At 43.7% G+C, this 24040-nt stretch carries 17 protein-coding genes and 1 tRNA gene; 17 read left to right on the top strand and 1 reads right to left on the bottom strand.

Features of this window, described 5'->3' with window-relative positions; genetic code table 11:
- Window positions 1-102: 102 nt before the first annotated feature.
- The 12 genes from ACAM37_RS07555 (at window position 103) to ACAM37_RS07500 (ending at window position 15604) form a co-directional block, all read left to right on the top strand.
- Entirely contained in the window at window positions 103-1323 is a 1221-nt protein-coding gene (locus tag ACAM37_RS07555) for a LysM peptidoglycan-binding domain-containing protein (protein WP_369625899.1), read from the top strand.
- A 165-nt stretch (window positions 1324-1488) separates the two neighbouring features.
- Complete coding sequence (locus ACAM37_RS07550; protein WP_227716727.1) at window positions 1489-2001, top strand: DUF2726 domain-containing protein; 513 nt, start codon at window positions 1489-1491, stop codon at window positions 1999-2001.
- Between the two features lie 73 nt (window positions 2002-2074).
- Window positions 2075-2150: transfer RNA gene (locus ACAM37_RS07545), tRNA-Trp, on the top strand.
- Between the two features lie 73 nt (window positions 2151-2223).
- Window positions 2224-2691 (top strand): preprotein translocase subunit SecE, encoded by a 468-nt coding sequence (gene secE, locus ACAM37_RS07540; RefSeq protein ID WP_007116400.1) that lies wholly within the window; start codon window positions 2224-2226, stop codon window positions 2689-2691.
- Between the two features lie 139 nt (window positions 2692-2830).
- On the top strand, window positions 2831-3361 hold the full coding sequence (gene nusG / locus ACAM37_RS07535; protein ID WP_007116399.1) for a transcription termination/antitermination protein NusG: 531 nt from the start codon (window positions 2831-2833) through the stop codon (window positions 3359-3361).
- Between the two features lie 214 nt (window positions 3362-3575).
- Window positions 3576-4007, top strand: a complete 432-nt coding sequence (gene rplK, locus ACAM37_RS07530) for a 50S ribosomal protein L11 (protein WP_007116398.1) — start codon at window positions 3576-3578, stop codon at window positions 4005-4007.
- Window positions 4008-4706, top strand: a complete 699-nt coding sequence (gene rplA, locus ACAM37_RS07525) for a 50S ribosomal protein L1 (RefSeq protein ID WP_007116397.1) — start codon at window positions 4008-4010, stop codon at window positions 4704-4706.
- Between the two features lie 298 nt (window positions 4707-5004).
- Window positions 5005-5514 carry a 50S ribosomal protein L10 gene (rplJ, locus tag ACAM37_RS07520; RefSeq protein WP_007116396.1) on the top strand — a complete coding sequence of 170 codons (510 nt, stop codon included), beginning with the start codon at window positions 5005-5007 and terminating at the stop codon, window positions 5512-5514.
- A 69-nt stretch (window positions 5515-5583) separates the two neighbouring features.
- Window positions 5584-5955 carry a 50S ribosomal protein L7/L12 gene (gene rplL / locus ACAM37_RS07515; protein ID WP_036597696.1) on the top strand — a complete coding sequence of 124 codons (372 nt, stop codon included), beginning with the start codon at window positions 5584-5586 and terminating at the stop codon, window positions 5953-5955.
- 538 nt (window positions 5956-6493) lie between these two features.
- Window positions 6494-10612: a DNA-directed RNA polymerase subunit beta gene (gene rpoB, locus ACAM37_RS07510; RefSeq protein WP_309593019.1), complete on the top strand. Its 4119-nt coding sequence runs from the start codon at window positions 6494-6496 to the stop codon at window positions 10610-10612.
- Window positions 10613-10755: 143 nt separating this feature from the next.
- Window positions 10756-14988: a DNA-directed RNA polymerase subunit beta' gene (rpoC, locus tag ACAM37_RS07505; protein WP_369625898.1), complete on the top strand. Its 4233-nt coding sequence runs from the start codon at window positions 10756-10758 to the stop codon at window positions 14986-14988.
- 97 nt (window positions 14989-15085) lie between these two features.
- Complete coding sequence (locus ACAM37_RS07500; protein WP_050323998.1) at window positions 15086-15604, top strand: DUF6586 family protein; 519 nt, start codon at window positions 15086-15088, stop codon at window positions 15602-15604.
- A gap of 75 nt (window positions 15605-15679) precedes the next feature.
- Here ACAM37_RS07500 and ACAM37_RS07495 read toward each other — a convergent pair whose 3' ends face one another.
- Window positions 15680-18409, bottom strand: a complete 2730-nt coding sequence (locus tag ACAM37_RS07495) for a penicillin-binding protein 1A (protein ID WP_369625897.1) — start codon at window positions 18407-18409, stop codon at window positions 15680-15682.
- Between the two features lie 201 nt (window positions 18410-18610).
- On the opposite strand from ACAM37_RS07495, the gene ACAM37_RS07490 reads away from it, so the two are divergent.
- The 5 genes from ACAM37_RS07490 to pilQ are packed head-to-tail and all read left to right on the top strand — an operon-like array spanning window position 18611 to window position 23966.
- Complete coding sequence (locus ACAM37_RS07490) at window positions 18611-19663, top strand: pilus assembly protein PilM (RefSeq protein ID WP_369625896.1); 1053 nt, start codon at window positions 18611-18613, stop codon at window positions 19661-19663.
- A complete protein-coding gene (locus ACAM37_RS07485; RefSeq protein ID WP_369625895.1) occupies window positions 19663-20334 on the top strand; it encodes a PilN domain-containing protein in 672 nt (223 codons plus the stop codon). Before ACAM37_RS07490 ends, ACAM37_RS07485 begins: the two co-directional genes overlap by 1 nt.
- 2 nt (window positions 20335-20336) lie before the next feature.
- Entirely contained in the window at window positions 20337-21095 is a 759-nt protein-coding gene (locus tag ACAM37_RS07480; RefSeq protein WP_198510467.1) for a type IV pilus inner membrane component PilO, read from the top strand.
- Window positions 21085-21618 (top strand): pilus assembly protein PilP, encoded by a 534-nt coding sequence (locus ACAM37_RS07475; protein WP_065253722.1) that lies wholly within the window; start codon window positions 21085-21087, stop codon window positions 21616-21618. The genes ACAM37_RS07480 and ACAM37_RS07475 overlap by 11 nt, the downstream gene beginning before the upstream one ends.
- 17 nt (window positions 21619-21635) lie before the next feature.
- Window positions 21636-23966, top strand: coding sequence for a type IV pilus secretin PilQ (gene pilQ / locus ACAM37_RS07470; RefSeq protein WP_369625894.1), 2331 nt, complete (start codon window positions 21636-21638; stop codon window positions 23964-23966).
- Window positions 23967-24040: the final 74 nt, after the last annotated feature.

Here is a 24040-nt window from a genome sequence, read left to right as displayed (position 1 = left end):
TGAAAACTGCTAACGCGAATTTTGCTATGATTAGTCAAAATTCGTTGATTTTTATAGGTTGAAAAAATCATTTATCAAGACACATAAACTAGGGTATTTGGCATGAAATTTTCTAAGCAAGCATTATTGGGTACAACGGTATTGTTAGGCGGTAGCGTGTTGTTATATGCCACTATGCACCAAGTCTTGAACGCGCCTGCCAAACCTGCAGCCAATAGCCAACAAGTTATCGCTAAACCCACGACAGATAAACAATCAGCAATCAGCAACGAGCCACTCACCGCCGATATCGCAACCGAAAAAAATTTACTGGCGCAAAAACAAAAAGAACGCGAGCAACGGGTCGCTGCGCAAGAACAACAAGCCCAGCAATACATGACCGAGCAACAGCGGATTGAAGCGGAAGCTTTGGCGCGTAGCCGTGCTGAAAATCAACTGTATGCCAACAAAAATGCCACCAATACCAATTCGGTGGTTGCCAGCTCAGTGACCGCGATTACCCAACCTGTGGTAAAGCCCCGACCCGTTGACACGGTCGCCGCGCCACCACCAACGCAAGCTGCAGTACCCAATACCGTACAAAATACTGCACAGAGCCAAAGCGCTGCGCAAACTCGAAGCGCTACGCAAACTAAAGAACAAGCAGCTACGCCAAAGCCTGCAGTGACAGCACCCGCCGTCGCACAGCCGCAGCCCGTGGCAAAAGCCACCCCTAGCAATCCTGGCACCTATCAAGTTAAGGCAGGCGAGGGGTTGATAGGGTTATCACGTCGCTACAATGTGCCAGTCGACGTATTGGCAAGCGTCAATAATCTCAACACAACCAGCAATTTACGTGTCGGGCAAACTATCACCATCCCGACTGCGGCACAAGTCAACCGTATCACCCAACAAACTCAAGCGCGAGAGCAACAACGTCAAAATGAGATGGCCCGCAAAAAGCAAGAAGAGCAGTTAAAAGAGCAAAAACGTCAACAAGAAATCGCCCAGAAAAAACTAGAAGCTCAGCAACAAGCCCAAAAAAAACAAGCATTCCAAGCGGCACAAGACAATTTAAGGCAGGCGCGTCAGACAGTGAAACAAACGGATGCCAAAGGTACGTTTGGGGTACAAGTTGCATTGGCAACCGACGAGAAAAAAGCCAATGAAATCACCCAAAAATTACAAGCGGCAGGCTACAAAGTCAAAACCACCCAAACGAGCAAAGGGGTACGTATTGTCGTAGGTCCAGAAAAAGGCAAAGTCGCTGCCTTGGCGCTCAAAGACAAGCTCAATAACGATAGCCGCGTGGATGTCAATAGTGGCTGGGTGCTTTACTGGTAAGCCTATTTAACCTTTTGAAGCCAAACTATGCAAACAAGGCCAAACAACCCAAACAATGCGACATTTTGTGTCGCATTGTTTGTCTATGTGCTTGTGAAAATCACCCAATAGAGGAATAATGCTCCCTTGTGGTAATTATCCTATAGATATGAGTGTGTGGTTAGTGTGACAATTTTTTTAGTGTTAGCGTTTGTGGTGTTTATCCTGTTAGTATTTGCATTTCGTAGTAGTGGTAGTAGCCGTGAAGAGGTTATTAAGCCAGTTCGGGGAGATGAATTAGCGGTATGGCCGTTTGAGCCGATGCCGATTATGACACCGACCGAAGTGATATTTTTTAATCGCTTGCAGCAAGCCGTGCCTGAGCTGATTATTTTTGGGCAAGTACAGCTATCACGTATTATCATGCCAAATGACGATGACGATACTGACCAAGGCTTTTGGTTTAATCGTATTTGCCGTATGAGTGTTGACTATGTGCTGGTCGATCAAGACAAGCAAACCGTACTATTGGCAATTGAATTAGACGACTGGACGCACAATACTCGCCGCCGTCAGCAGCAAGACGAAAAAAAAGACAAAGCGCTGTTGAGTGCAGGCATTTCGATATTACGAATCGATGGCGAAGCCATGCCGGATGCTGCGCTTTTACGCCGTAAAATCTTAGCAGTGATAGGGTAAGATTAAAATCGCAAAAAACTATAGAAAGTGTTGCATTCAAAAAAAAACTCGCTATAATACTCAAACTCAACATAGGCGATTAGTTCAATTGGTAGAGCGTCGGTCTCCAAAACCGAATGTTGGGGGTTCGAGTCCCTCATCGCCTGCCACATTTTAGTTAGGTTAGCGTGTACGCTGTATTCTAATAATAAAATACGTTTTAATGATAGACAGGGCAGCCTTATGAAACAAATGCTAGAGAAAAAACTAGCAGAGCTCAATGGCAAAAGGATGTCTGGTGAAAAAGTGGTTGTCCACCAACCTGCTGCTATTGAGATTGCCAAACGACACTCCCCTAAAGATTTTGCCCTGTGGATTTTTGCTTTTGTTGCATTAATCAGTGCAACTTTAGTCAATCAATATTTACCCGCATATTGGCAACCCGCTAGCAGTTTATGGACGCGCGTGGTTGTTATTGCTGGACTAATCATTGCTGCATTATTGGCACTGGCATTGACCAACCAAGGCAGTGCTTTTAAAACGCTGTTGCAAGATTCTCGCGTTGAATTACGCCGTGTGACTTGGCCGACCAAACAAGAAACCCTTGAATACACTTGGCAAGTTGCGGTAGTGGCTGGGATATTAGCCTTTATTGTGTGGTTATTAGATACCGTATTTAGCCAATTGATTCAATACGTCATTGGTCAATAGCAAAAATTTAGCCAAACCCTTTTATTTGACCCACATCTGTGGGTTTTTATCTATCTAGCAATATCAATATTTTACCTGCATTGCTCATATTTGGTATAGTAGGCGATGTGTTTAGCAATGAATTAGAGGAAGATTATCCATGCGTTGGTATATCGTACAAGCATTTTCAGGCTTTGAAAAACAAGTGCAGCGTTCATTAATTGAACGTATCAATCGCAGCGAATATAAAGAATCGTTTGGTCAAGTACTCGTCCCAACCGAAGAAGTTATCGAAATGCGAGATGGCAAAAAACGCAAATCCGAGCGTAAATTCTTCCCAGGTTACGTATTGATTGAAATGGATATGAACGACAATACATGGCACTTAGTTAAAGACTGTCCACGTGTGATGGGCTTTATTGGCGGTACGCCAGAAAATCCTGCGCCGATTACCCCAAAAGAAGCCGATACCATTTTAAATCGTTTAAATACCAACGAAAACAAACCCCGTCCAAAAACCTTATTTGAGCCAGGTGAAGAAGTGTTGGTCATCGATGGTCCGTTTACCGAGTTTAGAGGCTTGGTAGAAAAAGTGGATTACGAAAAATCACGCTTACAGTTGACCGTCAATGTCTTTAACCGTCCAACCCCGGTTGAGCTAGAGTTTAAACAAGTAGAAAAAATTAACTAGTATTTGATAGTTTGTCTTTTTCATGGGTTTTAGCCCTAAAATTGTAACTAAGTGCCAAATTTAGCAATTTTTGCTTTACCTAAGTAAAAATTCGCTTATAATATGGCACTTTATTTTTTTCTGTTGTCTGTTAGATTGACAATATCACCCGGGGAGCCGGATTACCATTTGATGAATGGGAGTCTAGCGCTATTACCCATAACAGGAGTCTATCATGGCTAAAAAGATTGATGGTTACATCAAACTACAAGTGCCAGCTGGTAAAGCTAATCCATCACCACCTATTGGTCCAGCATTGGGTCAAAAAGGTGTGAACATCATGGCATTCTGTAAAGAGTTCAACGCAGCTACTTCTAGCATGGAACCAGGTCTACCTGTTCCTGTTGAAATCACTGTTTACAACGACAAATCGTTCACCTTCATCATGAAGTCACCACCAGCGGCGTTCTTAATTCGCAAAGCTGCAGGTGCTGCCAAAGGTTCAGGCGTACCGAACAAAACTAAAGTGGGTAAAGTCAACCGCGCACAGTTAGAAGAAATTGCTAACACCAAAAACGCTGACTTAACTGCTGCTGACTTAGAATCTGCGGTTCGCACATTGGCGGGTACTGCTCGCTCAATGGGTATTGACGTGGAGGGTGTGTAAATGGCTAAATTAACTAAACGTCAAAAAGCAATCGCTGAAAGTTATGATGCGAACAAACAATACACATTGGCTGAAGCGGTGGAAATTCTAAATAAATTGCCACCAGCAAAATTCAAAGAGTCAATCGATATTGCTATCAATCTAGGCGTTGACCCACGTAAATCTGACCAAGTGGTTCGTGGTGCTACTAACCTGCCTGCAGGTACCGGTAAAACCAAACGCGTTGCCGTGTTTGCACAAGGTGCAGCAGCGGATGCAGCTAAAGAAGCGGGTGCTGATATCGTAGGTTTTGAAGACCTAGCAGAAAGCATCAAAGCGGGTAACATGGACTTTGATGTTGTGATTGCGTCGCCTGATGCAATGCGCGTTGTTGGTCAATTAGGTACAATTTTAGGTCCACGTGGCTTAATGCCAAACCCTAAAGTAGGTACAGTTACCCCTAACGTTGTTGAAGCGGTTAAAAATACCAAAGCGGGTCAGGCAACTTACCGTGTTGATAAAGCAGGTATTATCCATACCACGATTGGTCAAGTAGGTTTTAGTGCTGAACAAATCGAGCAAAATGCGTCTGCATTAATCGCTGATTTGAAAAAAGCAAAACCTGCGACCTCAAAAGGTATTTATATCAAAAAAATCACCCTATCAAGCACGATGGGCCCTGGTATCAACTTAGATCCAGTACCTTATCGTAATGCTTAAGCTATCACGCTTGATGGTAGATTTTTAATATATTTTAAATTTAGTTCAGCACAAACGGGTTGTGCTGTCTAAGACCGTAGGTTCTATTGGTTTAATCATAATTCTATTGGCTTAATCGTAAATAGTTTAATTGTGAAAGTTTTTCACAGCCTACGCAGACGGGATGGCAGTTTAATTTATCATTGACTGCCACCGTATCGGAGTGATAATAAGTTGTACTTTAACTTATTATATTAACTAGGTTTATTGGTGCCCTAAGTTAATCATAACTAGGAAACTGATAATATGGAGACAACCCATGGCATTAAATCTTCAAGACAAACAAGCGATTGTTGCTGAAGTAAGTGAATCTGCCAAAGGTGCCCTTTCTGCTGTTGTTGCCGATGCTCGTGGCGTGACAGTAGGTAAAATGACCCAACTGCGTAAAGAAGCTCGTGCAGCGGGTGTTGATATGCGTATCGTGCGTAATACTTTATTACGTCGTGCGTTAGAAGACACTAACTACACTGTGTTAAATGACGTATTTGTAGGTCCAACACTTATCGCATTCTCAACTGAACATCCAGGTGCTGCGGCACGTTTGTTCAAAGAATTTGCTAAAACAAACGATAAGTTTGAAATTAAAGGTGCAGCTTTTGAAGGCGAGTTTATCGCTGCTAAAGATATCGATCGTTTAGCAAGCTTACCAACTTACGACGAAGCGATTGCGCGCTTAATGGGTACGATGAAAGAAGCCGCTGCAGGCAAATTTGTTCGTACTTTGGCAGCATTACGCGACAAAATGCAAGGTGAAGGCGAAGCAGCTTAATTTATTTAAGCAAACTCACCTACGCTTAGCATTTTTTAAACCAAATTCACTTATTTAGGAATACACATCATGGCATTAACTAACCAAGAAATTCTTGATGCAATCGCTGAAAAATCAGTAATGGAAATTGTAGATCTTATCTCTGCAATGGAAGAAAAATTTGGCGTATCAGCCGCTGCACTAGCAGCAGCACCTGCAGCAGCCGGTGACGCACCTGCAGCAGAAGAAAAAGACGACTTCAACGTCGTATTAACTGGCGCTGGCGACAAGAAAGTAGCTGTTATTAAAGCAGTTCGCGAAATCACTGGCTTGGGCTTAAAAGAAGCTAAAGACCTAGTTGAAGGCGCACCACAAACTGTTAAAGAAGGCGTAGCGAAAGCTGAAGCTGAAGAATTGAAGAAAAAATTAGAAGAAGCAGGCGCATCAGTAGAATTGAAATAATTCTCGCACCTAAGTTTTCTAAACTTCAAAAAGCCATTATTGCACTTGCAATAATGGCTTTTTTTTATTATAATCATTCTCTTGACCTTTCGTGTCTGATTGAATATAAGATGGCACACGCACCAAGGACAGAATTGTTCCATGCAAGTTAGAAAGTCTGGTAATGCGTAAAAAAACTTGAGCTAAATACCCCAAAGGTGTTTGGCTTTTTGTCGTCTCTACAGTTTTTGTTTGTATCGATTTTATATTATAGCGCTGATTGGGTTATGCATCCTGTGATGATTAACTTATCCGCTGATTGAGCAAGGTTTTAAGATTTCCGTTAGGAAATTGGATTTAAGTTGGTGACCTAAGACTGTAGGGATTGGGTCATCAAATCTTTTAAAAATAGATTCCATCGTTAATAAATGCGCAAAAAACTTAATTTCCCAACAGGAAATGTGGTGATTTGCGGCTTTATCAGTGCATAGCGGTATCAGTGCACTGAAGTATTGATAGATGGGTAGGCATTAACGCTTTGAATGTTTAAGGACTTTTAATGGCATACTCGTATACTGAAAAAAAACGCATTCGTAAAAGTTTTGCAAAGTTGCCCACCGTCATGGATGTGCCATACTTATTGGCCATCCAAGTTGACTCGTATGAGCAATTTTTGCAAGAAAATAAAAAGCCAAAAGGTCGGGAAAACATTGGTTTACAAGCCGCTTTTAATTCTATTTTCCCTATTGAAAGCCATACTGGCAATGCCGAGCTACAATTTGTTGAATACTATCTAGGTACACCAGAGTTTGATGTGCGCGAATGTATTTTACGTGGTTCAACCTATGCAGCGCCATTACGTGTCAAAATCCGTTTGGTCATCAAAGACAAAGATGTTAAAGACAAAGATGCTAAAGCGGCAATTAAAGATATCCGTGAACAAAGCGTCTATATGGGCGAAATCCCATTGATGACGGAAAACGGTACCTTTGTGATTAATGGTACTGAGCGCGTCATCGTATCGCAATTACACCGTTCACCAGGCGTATTCTTTGACCATGACAAAGGCAAATCACATTCAAGCGGTAAAGTGCTGTATAACGCCCGTATTATTCCTTACCGTGGTTCATGGTTAGACTTTGAATTTGATGCCAAAGACTTGGTGTTTGCTCGTATTGACCGCCGCCGTAAATTATTGGCAACGGTGATTTTGCATGCGATTGGAATGAATACACAGCAAATTTTAGATGCGTTTTATGAAAAAACCCACGTCTATAAAGGTGATGAGCAATTTGAAATCGATCTTGTCACTGATCGTTTACGCGGTGAAATGGCGCAGTTTGAAATCGTTTCACCGGATGGCGAAGTGATTGTCGAACAGGGTAAACGTATTAACGCGCGCGCGATTCGTAAAATCGAACAAGCCGGTATGACTAAACTGCCCGTGCCTGATGAATACTTGTATGAGCGTATTTTGGCACAAGATATCGTTGTGGATGATGAAGTCATTGCACGCGCTAACCAATTGCTTGACCACGAGACTTTGGTCAAAATCAGCAATAACGGTATTAAAGAATTTGATATTTTATTCACTAACGATATCGATCATGGTTCATACATCGCCGATACACTGCGCGCGGATACTGCGATGAGCCGTGAAGAAGCGTTGATTGAAATCTACAAAGTGATGCGTCCAGGTGAACCACCAACACTCGATACGGCTGAAAAACTGTTTGAATCGATGTTTTTTAACGCAGACCGCTATGATTTATCAAATGTCGGTCGCATGAAGTTCAACCGTCGTTTGGGCCGTGCCTATGAGCCAACCAATGACCCTGATGTGCAGCGTGAACGCAGTGTGTTGACCAACGAAGATATTATTGACGTATTAAAAATGTTGATTGAAATTCGTGATGGTCGTGGGGTAGTGGACGATATTGACCATTTAGGTAACCGCCGTGTCCGTTCAGTCGGTGAGATGACAGAAAATCAATTTCGCGTGGGTCTAGTCCGTGTTGAGCGTGCTGTTAAAGAGCGTTTAAGCTCAGCTGAAACAGATAACTTATCACCACAAGATTTGATCAACTCAAAACCTGTGGCAGCCGCCATTAAAGAGTTCTTTGGTTCATCACAATTGTCACAATTCATGGACCAAAACAACCCGTTGTCAGAAATCACCCATAAGCGTCGTGTTTCTGCATTAGGTCCAGGTGGTTTAACACGTGAACGTGCAGGCTTTGAAGTCCGTGACGTACACCAAACCCATTATGGTCGTGTATGTCCGATTGAAACCCCTGAGGGTCCAAACATCGGTCTAATCAACTCACTAGCTGTTTATGCTAAAACCAATGAATTTGGTTTCTTAGAAACCCCTTATCGTAAAGTAGTCGACGGTAAAGTAACGGATGAAATCGAGTATTTATCAGCGATTGAAGAAGTGGGTACTGTGATTGCACAAGCGGATTCGCCGATTGACCAAAGCGGTCAGTTGACAGAAGATTATGTCTCTGTGCGTAACTATGGTGAATTTGTACGTATGGCACCAGAGAAAGTGACACATATGGACGTATCACCGCGTCAGGTGGTGTCTGTGGCAGCAAGTTTGATTCCATTCTTGGAACATGACGATGCCAACCGTGCCTTGATGGGTTCAAACATGCAGCGCCAAGCGGTACCCACTTTACGTTCTGACAAACCTCTGGTTGGTACGGGTATGGAGCGTCACGTTGCCCGTGACTCAGGTGTGTGTGTGACTGCCAAACGTGGCGGTGTCATTATGGACGTGGATGCGAGCCGTGTCGTTGTAAAAGTGAATGAAGATGAAATGCAAGCGGGCGAAGCGGGCATTGATATCTACAACTTAATCAAATACACCCGTTCAAACCAAAATACCTGTATCAACCAACGCATTATCGTTAATCAAGGTGATGTCATTGCGCGTGGGGATATCTTGGCTGATGGTCCATCAACCGATTTGGGTGAGTTGGCATTGGGTCAAAACATGCGTGTGGCGTTCATGCCTTGGAACGGTTACAACTTCGAAGACTCGATTTTGTTATCTGAGCGTGTGGTTAAAGAAGATCGTTTTACCACCATTCACATCCAAGAATTGACCTGTGTGGCGCGTGATACCAAATTGGGTACAGAAGAAATCACTGCCGATATTCCAAACGTGGGTGAAGCAGCCCTAGCTAATTTGGATGAAGCAGGTATTGTCTATATTGGTGCGGAAGTGCAAGGTGGCGATATCTTAGTGGGTAAAGTGACACCAAAAGGTGAAACCCAGCTCACTCCTGAAGAAAAACTACTTCGTGCAATTTTCGGCGAAAAAGCCGCTGACGTTAAAGATACGTCGTTACGCGTTCCTTCTTCTACCAAAGGTACGGTAATTGACGTCCAAGTCTTTACCCGTGATGGCGTAGAAAAAGACAGCCGTGCGCAAGCTATCGAAAAAGCCCAGCTTGATAGCTATCGTAAAGACTTAAAAGAAGAATTGCGTATCTTTGAAAACGCGGCACGTGGTCGCATTATTTCATTGCTTGACGGTCAAACTGTCAGTGGTGGCGCGGGCTTAAAATCAGGTACGGTGTTGAGTGAAGACTCAATGCAAGATATGTCGCTTGAAACATTGCTTGATATTCAGCCAACCCAAGAAGATACCGCAGAGCGTTTATCACAAATTGGTGATTTCTTAACCGATAAACAAAAAGAAATCGATGAAAAATTCACTGAGAAAAAACGCAAATTAACGGCAGGTGATGACTTAACGCATGGCGTGCAAAAAATCGTCAAAGTGTACTTGGCCGTGAAACGTCGTATTCAGCCAGGTGACAAAATGGCGGGTCGTCATGGTAACAAAGGGGTGGTATCACGTATCATGCCGATTGAAGACATGCCATATGATGAAAACGGCAACCCAGTGGATGTGGTACTAAACCCACTAGGCGTACCATCGCGTATGAACGTCGGTCAGATTCTAGAAACTCACTTAGGCGGCGCAGCACGTGGTTTGGGTATCAAAATTGACGAGATGATCAAACAACAAGCGGCAGTTGCTGAGTTACGTGATTTCTTAGACAAAATCTATAACCAAATTGGCGGCGAGCAAGTGGACTTGGGCAGCATGAGTGATGACGAAATCATTGCTATGTCAAAAAATCTACGTGCTGGCGTACCAATGGGTACCGCAGTATTTGATGGCGCTAAAGAACAGCAAATCAAAGGCTTGCTAGAATTAGCGGGTATGCCAACCTCAGGTCAGCAAGTATTGTTTGATGGTCGTACCGGTCAACAGTTTGATCGTCCGGTGACCGTAGGTTATATGTACATGCTCAAACTCAACCACTTGGTTGACGACAAAATGCACGCACGTTCAACGGGTTCTTACTCACTGGTTACCCAGCAACCATTGGGTGGTAAAGCCCAGTTTGGTGGTCAGCGCTTCGGTGAGATGGAAGTGTGGGCGCTTGAAGCTTACGGTGCTGCTTATACATTGCAAGAGATGTTGACGGTGAAATCCGATGACGTCGAAGGTCGTACCCGCATGTACAAAAACATCGTCGATGGTGAACAGAACATGTCAGCCGGTATGCCAGAATCGTTCAACGTATTGACCAAAGAGATTAAGTCATTGGGTATCAATATTGAGTTAAAAGATCATAGCAAAAGTAAAAACTAAGTCATGATTGTGAGTATGGCGGCTTTAAACGTCGCCATACTCAAACTCAATAGTTTACCTTTTTAATGACAAACGAATAAAAATTAACCTTAAATTGAAAGTCAATCTGTAGCGACCTTCAATTTAATCGATGGAGAAGCAGTTTGAAAGACTTATTAGACATCATGAAAAGCCCTGCCGACTCTGGTAACCAAGAGTTCGACAGCATTCAAATTTCTCTTGCCTCACCTGACACCATCAAATCTTGGTCGCATGGGGAAGTTAAAAAGCCTGAAACCATCAACTATCGTACTTTCAAACCAGAACGTGATGGTCTTTTTTGTGCCAAAATTTTTGGACCTGTTAAAGACTACGAATGCTTGTGTGGTAAATACAAACGCCGTAAATTCCAAGGCGTGATCTGTGAAAAATGTGGTGTTGAAGTGACCGCCGCCAAAGTACGCCGTGAGCGTATGGGTCATATTGAGCTGGCAAGCCCAGTTGCGCATATTTGGTTCTTAAAATCATTACCAAGCCGTATTGGTCTATTACTTGATATGACTTTGCGTGATATCGAGCGCGTACTGTATTTTGAAAGCTATGTCGTGACTGACCCAGGTTTAACTACCCTTGAAAAATATCAGTTGCTCGATGATGAAGATTACTTCAAAGCACTTGAAGAGTTTGGTGATGAATTCACCGCGAAAATGGGTGCTGAAGCGGTGCAAGACTTGCTGCGTGATATTGATGTAGATTTGGAAATCGACCAGTTACGTGAAGAAATTCCTAACACGGGTTCAGAAACCAAACTGAAAAAAATGTCAAAACGCCTAAAATTGCTTGAGTCATTCCGTGATTCAAACAATAAGCCTGAATGGATGGTAATGACCGTATTACCTGTATTGCCACCCGATTTGCGTCCATTGGTACCGCTTGAAGGGGGGCGTTTTGCCACTTCAGACTTAAATGATTTATATCGCCGCGTCATTAACCGTAACAACCGTTTAAAACGCTTGTTGGAGCTCAATGCGCCTGACATCATCGTACGTAATGAAAAACGTATGTTACAAGAGTCAGTGGATGCGCTGCTTGACAACGGTCGTCGCGGTCGTGCGATTACGGGTAGCAACAAACGTCCTTTGAAATCTTTAGCTGACATGATTAAAGGTAAACAAGGTCGTTTCCGTCAAAACTTACTGGGTAAACGTGTTGACTATTCAGGTCGTTCGGTCATTACCGTGGGTCCATACCTGCGTCTACACCAATGTGGTTTGCCTAAAAAAATGGCACTTGAGCTGTTCAAACCCTTTACTTATGCCAAACTTTTGCAAAATGGTATTGCGACTACTATCAAAGCCGCTAAGAAAATGGTTGAGCGTGAGGAACCGGCAGTGTGGGATATGCTTGCCAGCGTGATTCGTGAACACCCAGTGCTACTAAACCGTGCACCGACCCTCCATCGTTTGGGCTTACAAGCATTTGAGCCTGTACTGATTGAAGGTAAAGCAATTCAGCTACATCCGCTAGTTTGTAGCGCGTTCAACGCCGACTTTGATGGTGACCAAATGGCGGTACACGTACCCTTAACTTTGGAGGCCCAGCTTGAAGCCCGTGCCTTGATGATGTCAACCAACAACATCTTGTCACCTGCCAATGGTGAGCCAATCATCACGCCATCACAAGACGTGGTATTGGGGTTGTATTACATCAGCCGTTCGCATATCAATGCCAAAGGCGAAAACATGACTTTCTCAAACGTGAAGGAAGTGTATCGCGCCCTAGGTACCGGTGATTTAAGCGTCAATGCCAAAATTAAAGTACGCATTGAAGAAACCACGTATGATGAAGAAGGCAATGCCAATAGCGTTACTAAAATGGTTGACACCGTTGCCGGCCGCTGTTTAATTTGGAATATCACCCCAAAAGGTATGAGCTTTGACGAAGTCAACAAAGAGATGACCAAGAAAAACATCGCTCGCCTTATCAATTCTTGCTACCGCAAAATGGGCGTGAAAGACAGCGTCATGTTTGCTGACCAATTGATGTATTTGGGTTTTGCCCAAGCAACGTTGTCAGGCGTATCCATTGGTATGGAAGATATGCTCATTCCACCTACCAAAAACAAAATCATCGAAGCGGCGGATGCGGAAGTTCGTGAGATTGAAAGCCAGTTTGAACAAGGTTTCGTGACCGCGGGTGAACGTTATAACAAAGTCATTGATATTTGGTCACGTACCAATGACCAAATCGCCAAAGCGATGATGGATAACCTATCACAAGATACCGTTATCAATAGCCAAGGTGAAGCGGAAAAAGAAAAATCGTTTAACTCGATTTATATCATGTCGGATTCAGGTGCGCGTGGTAGTGCGGCGCAGATTCGTCAGTTGGCAGGTATGCGTGGTCTGATGGCAAAACCAGACGGCTCGATTATTGAAACCCCAATTAAAGCTAACTTCCGTGAAGGCTTAAGCGTTTTACAGTACTTTATCTCGACGCACGGTGCCCGTAAAGGTCTAGCGGATACGGCACTCAAAACAGCAAACTCAGGTTACTTAACCCGTCGCTTGGTTGACGTTGCGCAAGATTTGGTTATCACCCAGCCTGATTGTGGTACCGATAAAGGTATCTTGATGAAGCCACACATTGAGGGTGGTGAAATCATTGAACAATTGGCTGACCGCGTGCTAGGCCGAGTCACCGCCAAAGATGTGATGTCAAATAAAACAGGCGAACTAGCCATCCCATCAGGTACCTTGCTGGATGAGCATTGGGTAAAAGTACTTGATGAACATGGTATTGACGAAGTTTGGGTACGTTCTGTGATTACTTGTGAAGTGCCACATGGTGTCTGTTCACAATGTTATGGTCGTGACTTAGCACGTGGTCACCGCGTCAATATTGGTGAGTCTGTGGGTGTTATGGCGGCGCAATCAATCGGTGAGCCGGGTACCCAGCTAACCATGCGTACCTTCCACGTGGGGGGTGCCGCGAGCGCCGCAGCCGTGGAAAACAGTATTCAGGTTAATAAAGGCGGTACTGTTCGCTTCCAAAACTTGAAATCTGTAAGCCATGCCGATGGTCATTTGGTAGTGGTCTCTCGCTCTGCAGAAATTAGTATTACCGATGAATTGGGCCGTGAGCGTGAGCGCTATAAAGCACCGTATGGTTCGTCAATTTTAGTGGCGGATGGCACCGAAGTTACCCCAGGTCAAACCATTGGTAAATGGGACCCCCACACCCATCCAATCATTACCGAGGTATCAGGTACCGCACGCTTTAGCGAAATCACCGATGGTTTAACAGCCACCATGAAAATCGATGAAGCAACGGGCATGAGCTCATACGAAATCTTGGCAACCAAAGACCGTCCAAGCTCAGGTAAAGATTTACGTCCTGCGATTATCCTTGATACCAAAGAGGGTAAAGAAGTGGTGTATTTCTTACCACAGCAAACCATTATTCGTGTGCGTGAAGGCGATGAGGTAACAACAGGTTCGATTTTAGGTCGTGTACCACAAGAATCATCAGGTACCAAAGATATTACCGGTGGTCTACCGCGTGTTGCTGACTTATTTGAAGCGCGTCGTCCAAAAGATCATGCGATTATGGCGGAAATGAGTGGTACAGTAAGCTTTGGTAAAGACACCAAAGGTAAAAACCGCTTTATTATTACCAATGATGATGGCGAAGTACATGAAGAGTTGATTCCAAAATGGCGTCAAATCAACGTGTTTGAGGGTGAACGTGTTGAGCGTGGCGAGGTGATTGCCGATGGTCCACAAAACCCACACGATATTTTACGCTTAAAAGGTGAAACTGAGCTTGCCAACTACATCGTCAATGAAGTACAAGACGTTTACCGCTTACAAGGGGTAAAAATCAACGACAAGCATATTGAAGTGATTATTCGTCAGATGCTACGTAAAGTTGAAGTTACCGATGGCGGTGATTCAAGCTACTTCAAAGGTGACCAAGCTGAATACGCTGATATCGTCGCCATGAACAAAAAACTCGACGAAGAAAACAAATTCCCAGTCAAGTTTGACCGTTTATTGCTCGGTATCACCAAAGCCTCATTGGCAACTGAAAGCTTTATTTCTGCGGCGTCATTCCAAGAGACAACGCGCGTATTGACGGCGGCAGCAGTTACTGGCAAGATTGATGACTTACGTGGTCTAAAAGAAAACGTGGTTGTCGGTCGCTTGGTACCATCAGGTACTGGTTTAGCTTACCATGCCCAGCGTCTAGAGAGCGGTAAAACCACCGCTACAGAAGCTACTGAAAATCAGCAGCTAGAAGCACTAGACACCTTGTTTGCCGAAAACATGGAGCCTGCGTCAATGTCATTTGAAGACAAATTTGCTGAAGAGTTTAATAGCCAAGATGCAAAATAAAGGTTAAATAATCGTTAATCAGTCATAAAAAGGCCGGTGCTTGCAACTGGCCTTTTTTTTCATCAAAATATCCGTATCAAATGTCTAAGGAAACAATATGGCAGGTCGTGTTGCACGTTATCAAGCAGATAGAACCAATCAAAAAATGTATTTTTGCCGAATTTATTGTCAGCAAGCTGAACAGACGCCAAAAGGGCAATTACAGGAAGCACATATTGAAAGTGCGCTCATGCATTTGTACGGCGGCTATTTGGCATTTTTACAAGAAGTAGCACGCTATTATAATTTAACTATGCTAAACCCCAGTCTGCAATCAATTAGTGATGCGTTGGAGGCTAAAACCCAAGTATCACCTGAAGTCATGCGGTTAAAGCAACTATTAGCTAATGATTATTTGGGGGATATCGAAAAAGCATGGCAGCAAATTATCTATAAACCTGTGCCACAAAATCTTGGAAATGAGAGTGATGAAAGCAATAAAAATGCCAAATTGCCGGTGATTGATGTTATGGCAAGTCCATCAAGTACCAATATTTCAGTCGATATGATTCGCCAATGGCGTGGCGATTTGGTGGATACGATCGATAGTTTGCGAGAAGGGATGATTGAATTTTAATTGTTTAATCAACCTTGGTGCTTAGCAAAGACCATAAAAAAGCTCGATGATTAATCGAGCTTTTTTATTAATGCCTCATTCATTCAGTGATTTATTGCTATTTAACTGAGCGTAGTTGATATTGTTACCCGTTGTTGGCATCGTTACGGATGCTTGTTCCTCAGGACGTTTTCGGGTAACCGCTTGCGGGGGTTTACTGTCATCACGGGTGATTTCATTGCCCTTGCTATCGACGCGTCTAGTACCATTATCAGTAAGCTCAATGGTTTCCTGCTCTTGTTTTTTGGATTTGGCGCGATTATTCACTGATACCCATTCCACAGGTTGACCTTTGAGCATTTTAGAAGTGAAATCCATCCAAATAGGTAGCGCCGCCACGCCACCAAATTCTTTTTTACCCATACCGATAGGTTGGTCAAAACCGACCCAAACTGTCGTCACCATTCTGGGGTTGATACCGGCAAACCACGCATCTTTGGCATCATTGGTAGTACCTGTCTTGCCACCCAAATCTGAGCGACCTAACGCCCGCGCCTTAACCGCGGTACCGCGCTGGATGACATCACGTAAGATATTGGCCATTTGGAATGCCACATTAGAAGAAAGAATACGGGGCGCTTGCTGCGCTGGAATATACTGAATAGGCATGGGTTTTAGCTTATCAGTGTCGGGGCCGGCATCATATAGTTGCGCTTCAAGGGACGCTTGGCGTGCTAGCATTTGCTGAGTGCTGGCTTCTAATGCCGCTTCTTCTTTGCTAAGTTTTTTCTTATCTTGTTTGTTTAAACTGTCTTTTTCGTTGGTTTTAGCCAGTGGGTTTGCGTTGAATAAATCAGATTTTTCAGTCGCTTTATCGCCTGCTTGCGTGTCTTTACTTTGGCCACTTAACAAAGCAGTTTGTTGTTCTTGGAAGGCGGTTAAGTTATCTTCATTGGTTTGCTGTAAATCATTGTTAAAACATACTGCACAGGCTTGTTTTGGATTGGCTTGGTATTGCAGCTTACCGTTGTAGTCAAAAATTTGCTGAATAAAATAAGGTTGAATACGGTGACCGCCGTTGGCAAAGGTCGCATAGCCCGTAGCCATCTGTAATGGGGTCGCTTCACCAGAACCGAGTGCCAATGACAACGTGTTTGGCATGCGTTCTTTTTCCAACCCAAATTCATTGAGTAGCTCACGCGTATCAGAGATACCCGCTGAACGTAGTACCCGAATTGATACTAGGTTACGTGATAGGTATAAACCTTTACGCAGTGGAATCATCCCCAAATTGCGCCCATCTGAGTTCTTGGGTTTCCAAGAACCGACGGTCAATGGATCATCAGATATCATGGTGTCTGGGCTAAAGCCTTTTTCTAAGGCGGTGGCGTAGACTAATGGTTTGATGGTTGATCCCGGCTGACGATAGCCTTGAATCGCGCGGTTAAATTTACTTTTATTAAAATCAAAGCCACCAACGACCGCAAGTAACGCGCCAGTTTCTGGATTGACAGATACTAGGCTACCTTCAACGGCTGGAATTTGTACCAAGCTCCAGCTGCTGTTGTCAGCATTTGATGTCACATACACAATATCATGCAGATTGACGATGTTGTTGGAGATAAATGCTGAGTTTGGATTGCGGTAGTGCAGCGTCGCCCAGCGCATGTTTGACCAAGGCACTTTAATCTGAGTGCCGTCTTTCATGACCGCATCAAAGCCATTGCCAGGATAAACTTTGGTGACTTCAACGGGATAAAAAGAATGGATAACTGGGAAGTTGGCAAGCTTGCCAAGTTTCTGCTTATCTTTTGTATTAGCAGGGGCGCCGCGCCAACCGTGGCGGCGATCATACGCAAATAGACCGCGTTTAATGGCGTTTTCTGCAATTTCTTGTGCTTCACTATTAATGGTAAGCTTTACGCGCCAGCCCGAATTAATGACAGCTTCGCCATATTGCTCTACCAATGAGGCACGGGTCATTTCTGCCAAATACGGTAAGTTTTTATCAAGCTTTGCTTGGTATAGGCGCAGTCCAATGGGTGCGGCAACCGCTTCGTCGTGTTGCGCTTGGCTAATTGCGCCATTTTTAAGCATCTGACCCAAAATCCAGTTGCGCCGCTCTAACGCGCGCTCAGGGTTGGCAACAGGATTGTATTTGGATGGCGCTTTTGGCAGACCTGCAATCATTGCCATTTCTGCAATGGTTAGGTTATTTAATGATTTACTATAATATTGCTTAGCGGCAGCTTTAATCCCATACGCACCTTGACCTAGATAGATTTTATTAACATATAAGGTCATGATGTCTTGTTTAGACAGCTTTTCTTCAATTTTGCGGGCTAAAAATAACTCCGTTAATTTACGATTAAGGGTACGTTCGGAGGATAAAAAATAATTTTTGGCAACCTGTTGGGTAATCGTTGACCCACCTGTTTGGCTATCGTCGTCGCTAACCGCTTCGGTCAGTGCGCGCCCAATACCCTTAATACTGATACCACTGTGCTGAAAAAATGACGAATCTTCGGCTGCTAAAAAAGCATTCACCATATTTTTGGGAATTTGCTCATAACTCACTGGCAGAGACATATCATTACCGTATTGACCAATTAATTGGTTATCCTCGGTATAGATTTGTAGTGGCATTGACAGCTTGGCTTTTTTAAGGTCATCTAAGCTTGGTAGGCTAGGTGAGATATACATCGCCATACCATAAAAACCGATGGGGAAAGCTAATACCAAAATAAAAAGAAACGCTAAAATTGCAACCAAAAGATTGAGTAAAAATTTCATCCAAGTAAAGGTAGCAGCAGTCGACTGGGTCATAAAGTCATTAGCTCAAAGCAAAATAAAGCTTTATTATACCTAAAAAAATTTGAGTTCTGTGAAAAATCTATTTTGCTTTTCGCTTGTTTTTAAACCAGCTAATAAATTAGTCATAACTAAAGGTTGAATCAAATAAATTTCTAAAGTATTGTAGCGTAGTAAAAATCACGTTACTGAACTTAGTATACAAGGAACAAACTTGTGAGGTTATTTACAAAAAACAACAAGCTAGTCGTTGGGGTAGATATCACCACCACTGCGATCAAAATGGTTGAAATAACACGGCAGCAAGGTCTATTTCATTTAAGAAATTACGGCATTGAACCGTTACCCCGCGGTGCTGTTGTTGATAAAAATATTGTAGATATTGAAGCGGTCAGTGACGCCCTCGCAAGATTATCTCGTAGCAGAGGTTTTTCCAGTAAACATATCGCGACAGCCGTAGCAAGCTCTTCGGTTATTAGCAAAATCATTGAGATGGAAGCGGATCTCACAGAGCTTGAACGAGAATCCCTTATACGTCTAGATGCTGACCAATATATTCCCTATCCTTTATCAGAAGTTAATTTAGATTTTGAAGTGATTGGCCCTTCAGCTACGCCTGATATGTGTAAGGTATTATTAGTTGCCTCTCGCACTGAAAACGTTGACCAACGTGTCGACGCGGGTGCTTTGGCGGGGCTGGATACTAAAATTGTGGATGTGGAGTCTTACGCAGTTGAACGCGCCTTTCAATTGATGGTCGATAGCTTGCCAGGTCAACCTCAGCATATAGCCCTTATTGATATCGGGCACAGCCAAACCACGCTTTATATTGCAAAGGACGGGGAGTTTGTATACAGCCGTGAACAGCTTTTTGGCGGTGCCCAGTTAACTGAAAGTATTCAAAATCGTTATGGTTTGACGTTCGAGGAGGCGATGATTAATAAGCGCACCCTGTCATTGCCAGATGATTACTATACGGATGTGTTACTGCCATTTTTAGATGCCATTGTGCAGCAAATTACCCGCTCGCTGCAGTTTTATTTTTCATCCAGCCAAAATAGCCAAGTAGACTATATTTTGTTGGGTGGTGGTAGTGCCAGCATTGCGGGTCTAGCGAACATGGTTGAACAAAAACTTGGTACCCGCACAGGTATTGCCAATGCATTTTCAAATATGACGATTAATAACCATATCAACACTGAATTACTGATTATGGATGCGCCAAGCCTGATGGCGGCTTGTGGCTTGGCGTTACGGAGTTTTGATTAATGGCAAAGATTAACTTACTTCCTTGGCGTCAAGAACTTCGTGAACAAAGAAACCGTGAGTTTATGACTTTAGTGGTTGCGGTATTATTATTATCACTACTCGGTGCCTTTGCGGCATGGAGTTACTATAAAAATACCCTAGAAAACCAGCAGCTTGCTAATGAACGCATCAAACAAGAAAACGCTAATTTAGACAAGGCGTTAAAAGAAATCGCAACCCTTGAGCAGCAGCGTGATGATATCATTGCGCGTATGAGAGTGATTCAAGACTTGCAAGGCCGTCGCCCTGTCCCTGTCCGTATTTGGGAAGATATTGCCAGAATTATCCCCGCACAAATGTATTTAACCAGTATGAAGCGTGAAGCTGATACCATCACCTTTACCGGTCAAGCCGACAACCCGAATGTGATTTCAACATTTATGCGCAGTCTTGATGGAACCCAGTGGTTAGAAAAATCGGCGGTGGTCAGTATACAGCAGCCCAATGCAGTGGCTTATCAAGCACCCACACCCGCACCTGCTGCTGGTAACATCAGTGCTAGCAGTACCAGCGCAACATTACCAGAAGCCAATTACGTGACTTTTGTGGTAACAACCATGGTTAAGCAAACCGACATCGCCAGCGCCACCGCTGCAAGTGGCGTTGCGGCAAGTGCGAGTAAGGAGAAATAACGGTGAAATTAACCAATCCGCTAAAAAGACCGAAACTCGTCAAAAAACCCGTTCACATTACCGCAAAAAAATCGTTTGATGTTAAAGCCTTTACCGAAAGCTTTAAATCCCTAGACCAAAATAATTATGGTAGCTGGCCTGTGCCTGTTAAGGTTACCGTATTGCTATTTATGGTTGCTGTTATCGCCTTTTTAACTTGGTTTCTACCGATTAGTACCAAACGTGATGAGATTGCCGCTGCCGAAGCCGAGCAGCAAACCTTGTTAGATGAATATCGCCAAAAAGAATCCAAAGCACGTCATCTAAAAGAATATCAAGCGCAAGTATCAAAAATGCAGTCTGATTTTAAAGAACTGCTCAATCAATTACCCAAAGACACCCGTATTTCTGACTTGGTGGATGGCATTAATATGGTTGGTGTGGGCAGTAACATTAAATTTCAGGATATTAAAGTTGAACCCGAAGTCTCCCAAGAATTCTTTATTGAGCAGCCAATTCGTATTGCCGCTTTAGGAGATTATCACCAATTTGGCTCATTCATTAGTGGTCTAGCTAAACTACCTCGGATTATTACCCTGCATGACTTTGAGGTCACCAACCCTAGTCCTAGCCTAGACAAGCTACCAGAAACCAATCTTGTTTTGAACGTTAAAACTTATCGTTCAAAAGAGCTAAATGAAGAAGAATTAAAGAAGGCACAAAAAGATAATCAAAAAAATTCAGCGGGACCTGACAATAAGGAAGCGAATAATGGCAATTAATAAAAAACCGCTCTCTATTTGCTTAGCCCTATTAGCCCTGTTATCTGGCTGTACCGACCGTGTGGGTTTGGCAGAGCAACAAATGCAGGACATCCGTAACCAGCCTGCGCAACCGGTAAAGCCACCACCGACACCCGAAGTGGTACAGGAGTTTAATTATAGCGCTTCACCGCTGCGTAGTCCATTTATGCCGCCCAGTTTAATGCTGCAAGCCAATCAAGTACAGCAAATGAAAGGGGTGAGACCGGATGTGTCCCGACTCAAAGAGCCACTTGAACAATTTGAGTTGAATGAGCTTACCTATAAAGGTACGATGGTGTCATCATCTGGCGAGGTGTATGGTCTTGTGCAACGCCCAGATGGGGGGATTGCCAGTGTCAAAGTGGGTAATTATATGGGTAAAAATGAGGGGCGTATTGCAGAGATTACGCCAACCCAAATTAACTTAATTGAAATCATACCAGACAGTCGTGTCGGCTATGTCGAAAAAGCAAACTCAATTGTTGCCGCAGTTAGTCAATAAAACAAAGGGATAATTCAATGAATTTTAATGCCTATCCATTTCGAACTTCAACGTCTAAGCTTGCGGTAGCGATGAGTGCGATGTTAGTATCTAGCAGTGTGTTTGCAGCTGATACCATTAGAAATATCTCGGTTACCACGCCGAGCGCTGTGCTAACAGAACTCAATATCGACTTCGCTAACAGTGCTGTGACGCCGACGGCTTATGAACTTGCCTCACCCACACGATTGGTGTTGGATTTCCCCAATGTGAATAATCAAATTGCATCACGGATGCAAACTTATAACCAAGGCTATGTCAAAAATATCACCACGCTGACCAATGACAGTATGACACGTATGATTATTGAGTTGTCAAATCAAGCGACCTTTAGTACACGTGTGATTAATAATCGCCTGGTAGTATCAATGCAGCCGAAAACCACAGCAGCTACCAATCCAGCTATCGTTACACCTGTGGTGACTACAGCGGCCGTTGTGAGTCAGCCCGCGGTGGTAACGCCTGCTGCCGTAGTGACTGAAGCTGCGCCTGTGATTGCTACACCGCCACCTGTGGTCGTGCAAACGCCGCCACCTGTTGCCGTCGTGACCCAAACACCAAAAACCGCCCCACCAGCCAATACGATGGTAGTCAAAGTCAATCCTTTATTAAATCCTGCTGCCGCCGTTGTTCAACAATACAACTATGATGGTCTAGCGGCGATTAATTTTAATGGCACCTCGAACGGCGGCGGTAATATTAGCATTAATTTGGTAAATGACAGCATCCCTGTGGATGTGCAGCGCATGGGTGATGAGTTAGTCATTCGTCTGACAGGTGCTACCATTCCCAGTCGCCTGCAAAAACAAATGACCGTAGGTAACGGCTTGGTGCGTGATGTTATCGCAACCAACCAAGGACGCAATGGCGTGATTCGTATTACCATGACAGGCGATTATGACTATAGAGCCTTTCAAACAGGTAATCAGCTAAATATCAATATCGATCCCCCCAAACGTCTGCGCGAGCCGACCCTTGAGGAGCGTACCTATAGCGGGGCGCCTTTATCACTAGAGTTTCAAGATGTCAGCGTGCGTACGATTTTAGAAGTGTTGGCACAACATACCAATACCAATATTGTTGCCAGTGACAGCGTCAGTGGTAATATTACCTTGCGTCTGATTAACGTGCCTTGGGATCAAGCCCTAGATATTATCCTAAAAAGTAAAAATTTGGATAAACGGGTTAATGGTAATGTAATTTGGGTGGCACCCGCGGCAGAACTTGCCAAACAAGAAGCCGATGAGTTAAAAGCGCAACAAGAGAAAAAAGTATTAGACCCACTGCGTACCGAATATATCCGACTCAACTATGCTAAAGCAGAAAATGTACGAACATTGATTGAAGCAGGCAGAGCAACATCCGATCGTTCGAGCAGCAATACCTCACTGTTAACAGACAGAGGTACAGTTACAATCGATGCCAGAACCAACACCTTGATTGTTAAAGATACCGCTGAAACCATCAGCAATATCCGTGATTTGATTAGTAAAATCGATATCGCCGTCAAACAAGTGATGATTGAAGCCCGCATTGTGAGTGCGACAGACACCTTTAGTAAAGAACTTGGGGTAAAATGGGGTATTTTATCACAAGGCGCGGCAAGTAATCGTAACCTGCTGGTGGGCGGTAATTTAAGTACCATTGATAGCCTTAAGACTTATACCACAGCTACAAATTCAGACGGTACTACCTATCCAGTCTATAGCGGTATCACTGCCGCTAATAACCTCAGTGTCAATTTGGGGGCAACCAACGCAGCAGGTTCGATTGCCTTTGGCTTGTTGAGTATTTCAGATTTACTATTAGATTTAGAGTTGTCAGCCATGCAAGCGGATAACAAGGGTGAAGTCATCTCCAGTCCAAAAGTGCTAACCGCCGACAAACAAACCGCCAAAATCATGTCAGGCACACAAATCCCTTATCAAGAAGCCTCTGCCAGTGGGGCGACCTCAACGAGCTTTGTCGAAGCGGCATTGAGTCTTGAAGTAACCCCTAATATTACCCCTGAAGGTCGTATTGGCATGGATTTGAGTATTGAAAATGGTTCGCCAACTATCGTCAATGGTGCGACAGCGATTTCTAAAGATTCGATTAAAACCAACGTGGTCGTCGATGATGGTCAAACGGTTGTGCTCGGTGGCGTGTTTAAAAATACCTTAGGTAATGATGTGACTAAAATCCCTTTCTTAGGGGATTTACCTTATGTTGATCGCTTCTTTAAACGCACCTCAAAAAGCAATAACAAGCAAGAATTATTGATTTTTGTGACCCCAAAATTGGTGAATGACACGGGTCGTATCAATTAATTGACAACCCAACAGACGCTTTGCATAACAAAATAGTCTTATAGCGCATTGCCACAAATCACAGTATAATGTTT

Source organism: Moraxella sp. K23, from assembly GCF_041154765.1.
GTDB classification, from domain to species: Bacteria; Pseudomonadota; Gammaproteobacteria; order Pseudomonadales; family Moraxellaceae; genus Faucicola; species Faucicola tetraodonis.
Note: the sequence above shows the minus strand (reverse complement) of the source record. Positions and strands in the feature narration are given on the sequence as shown.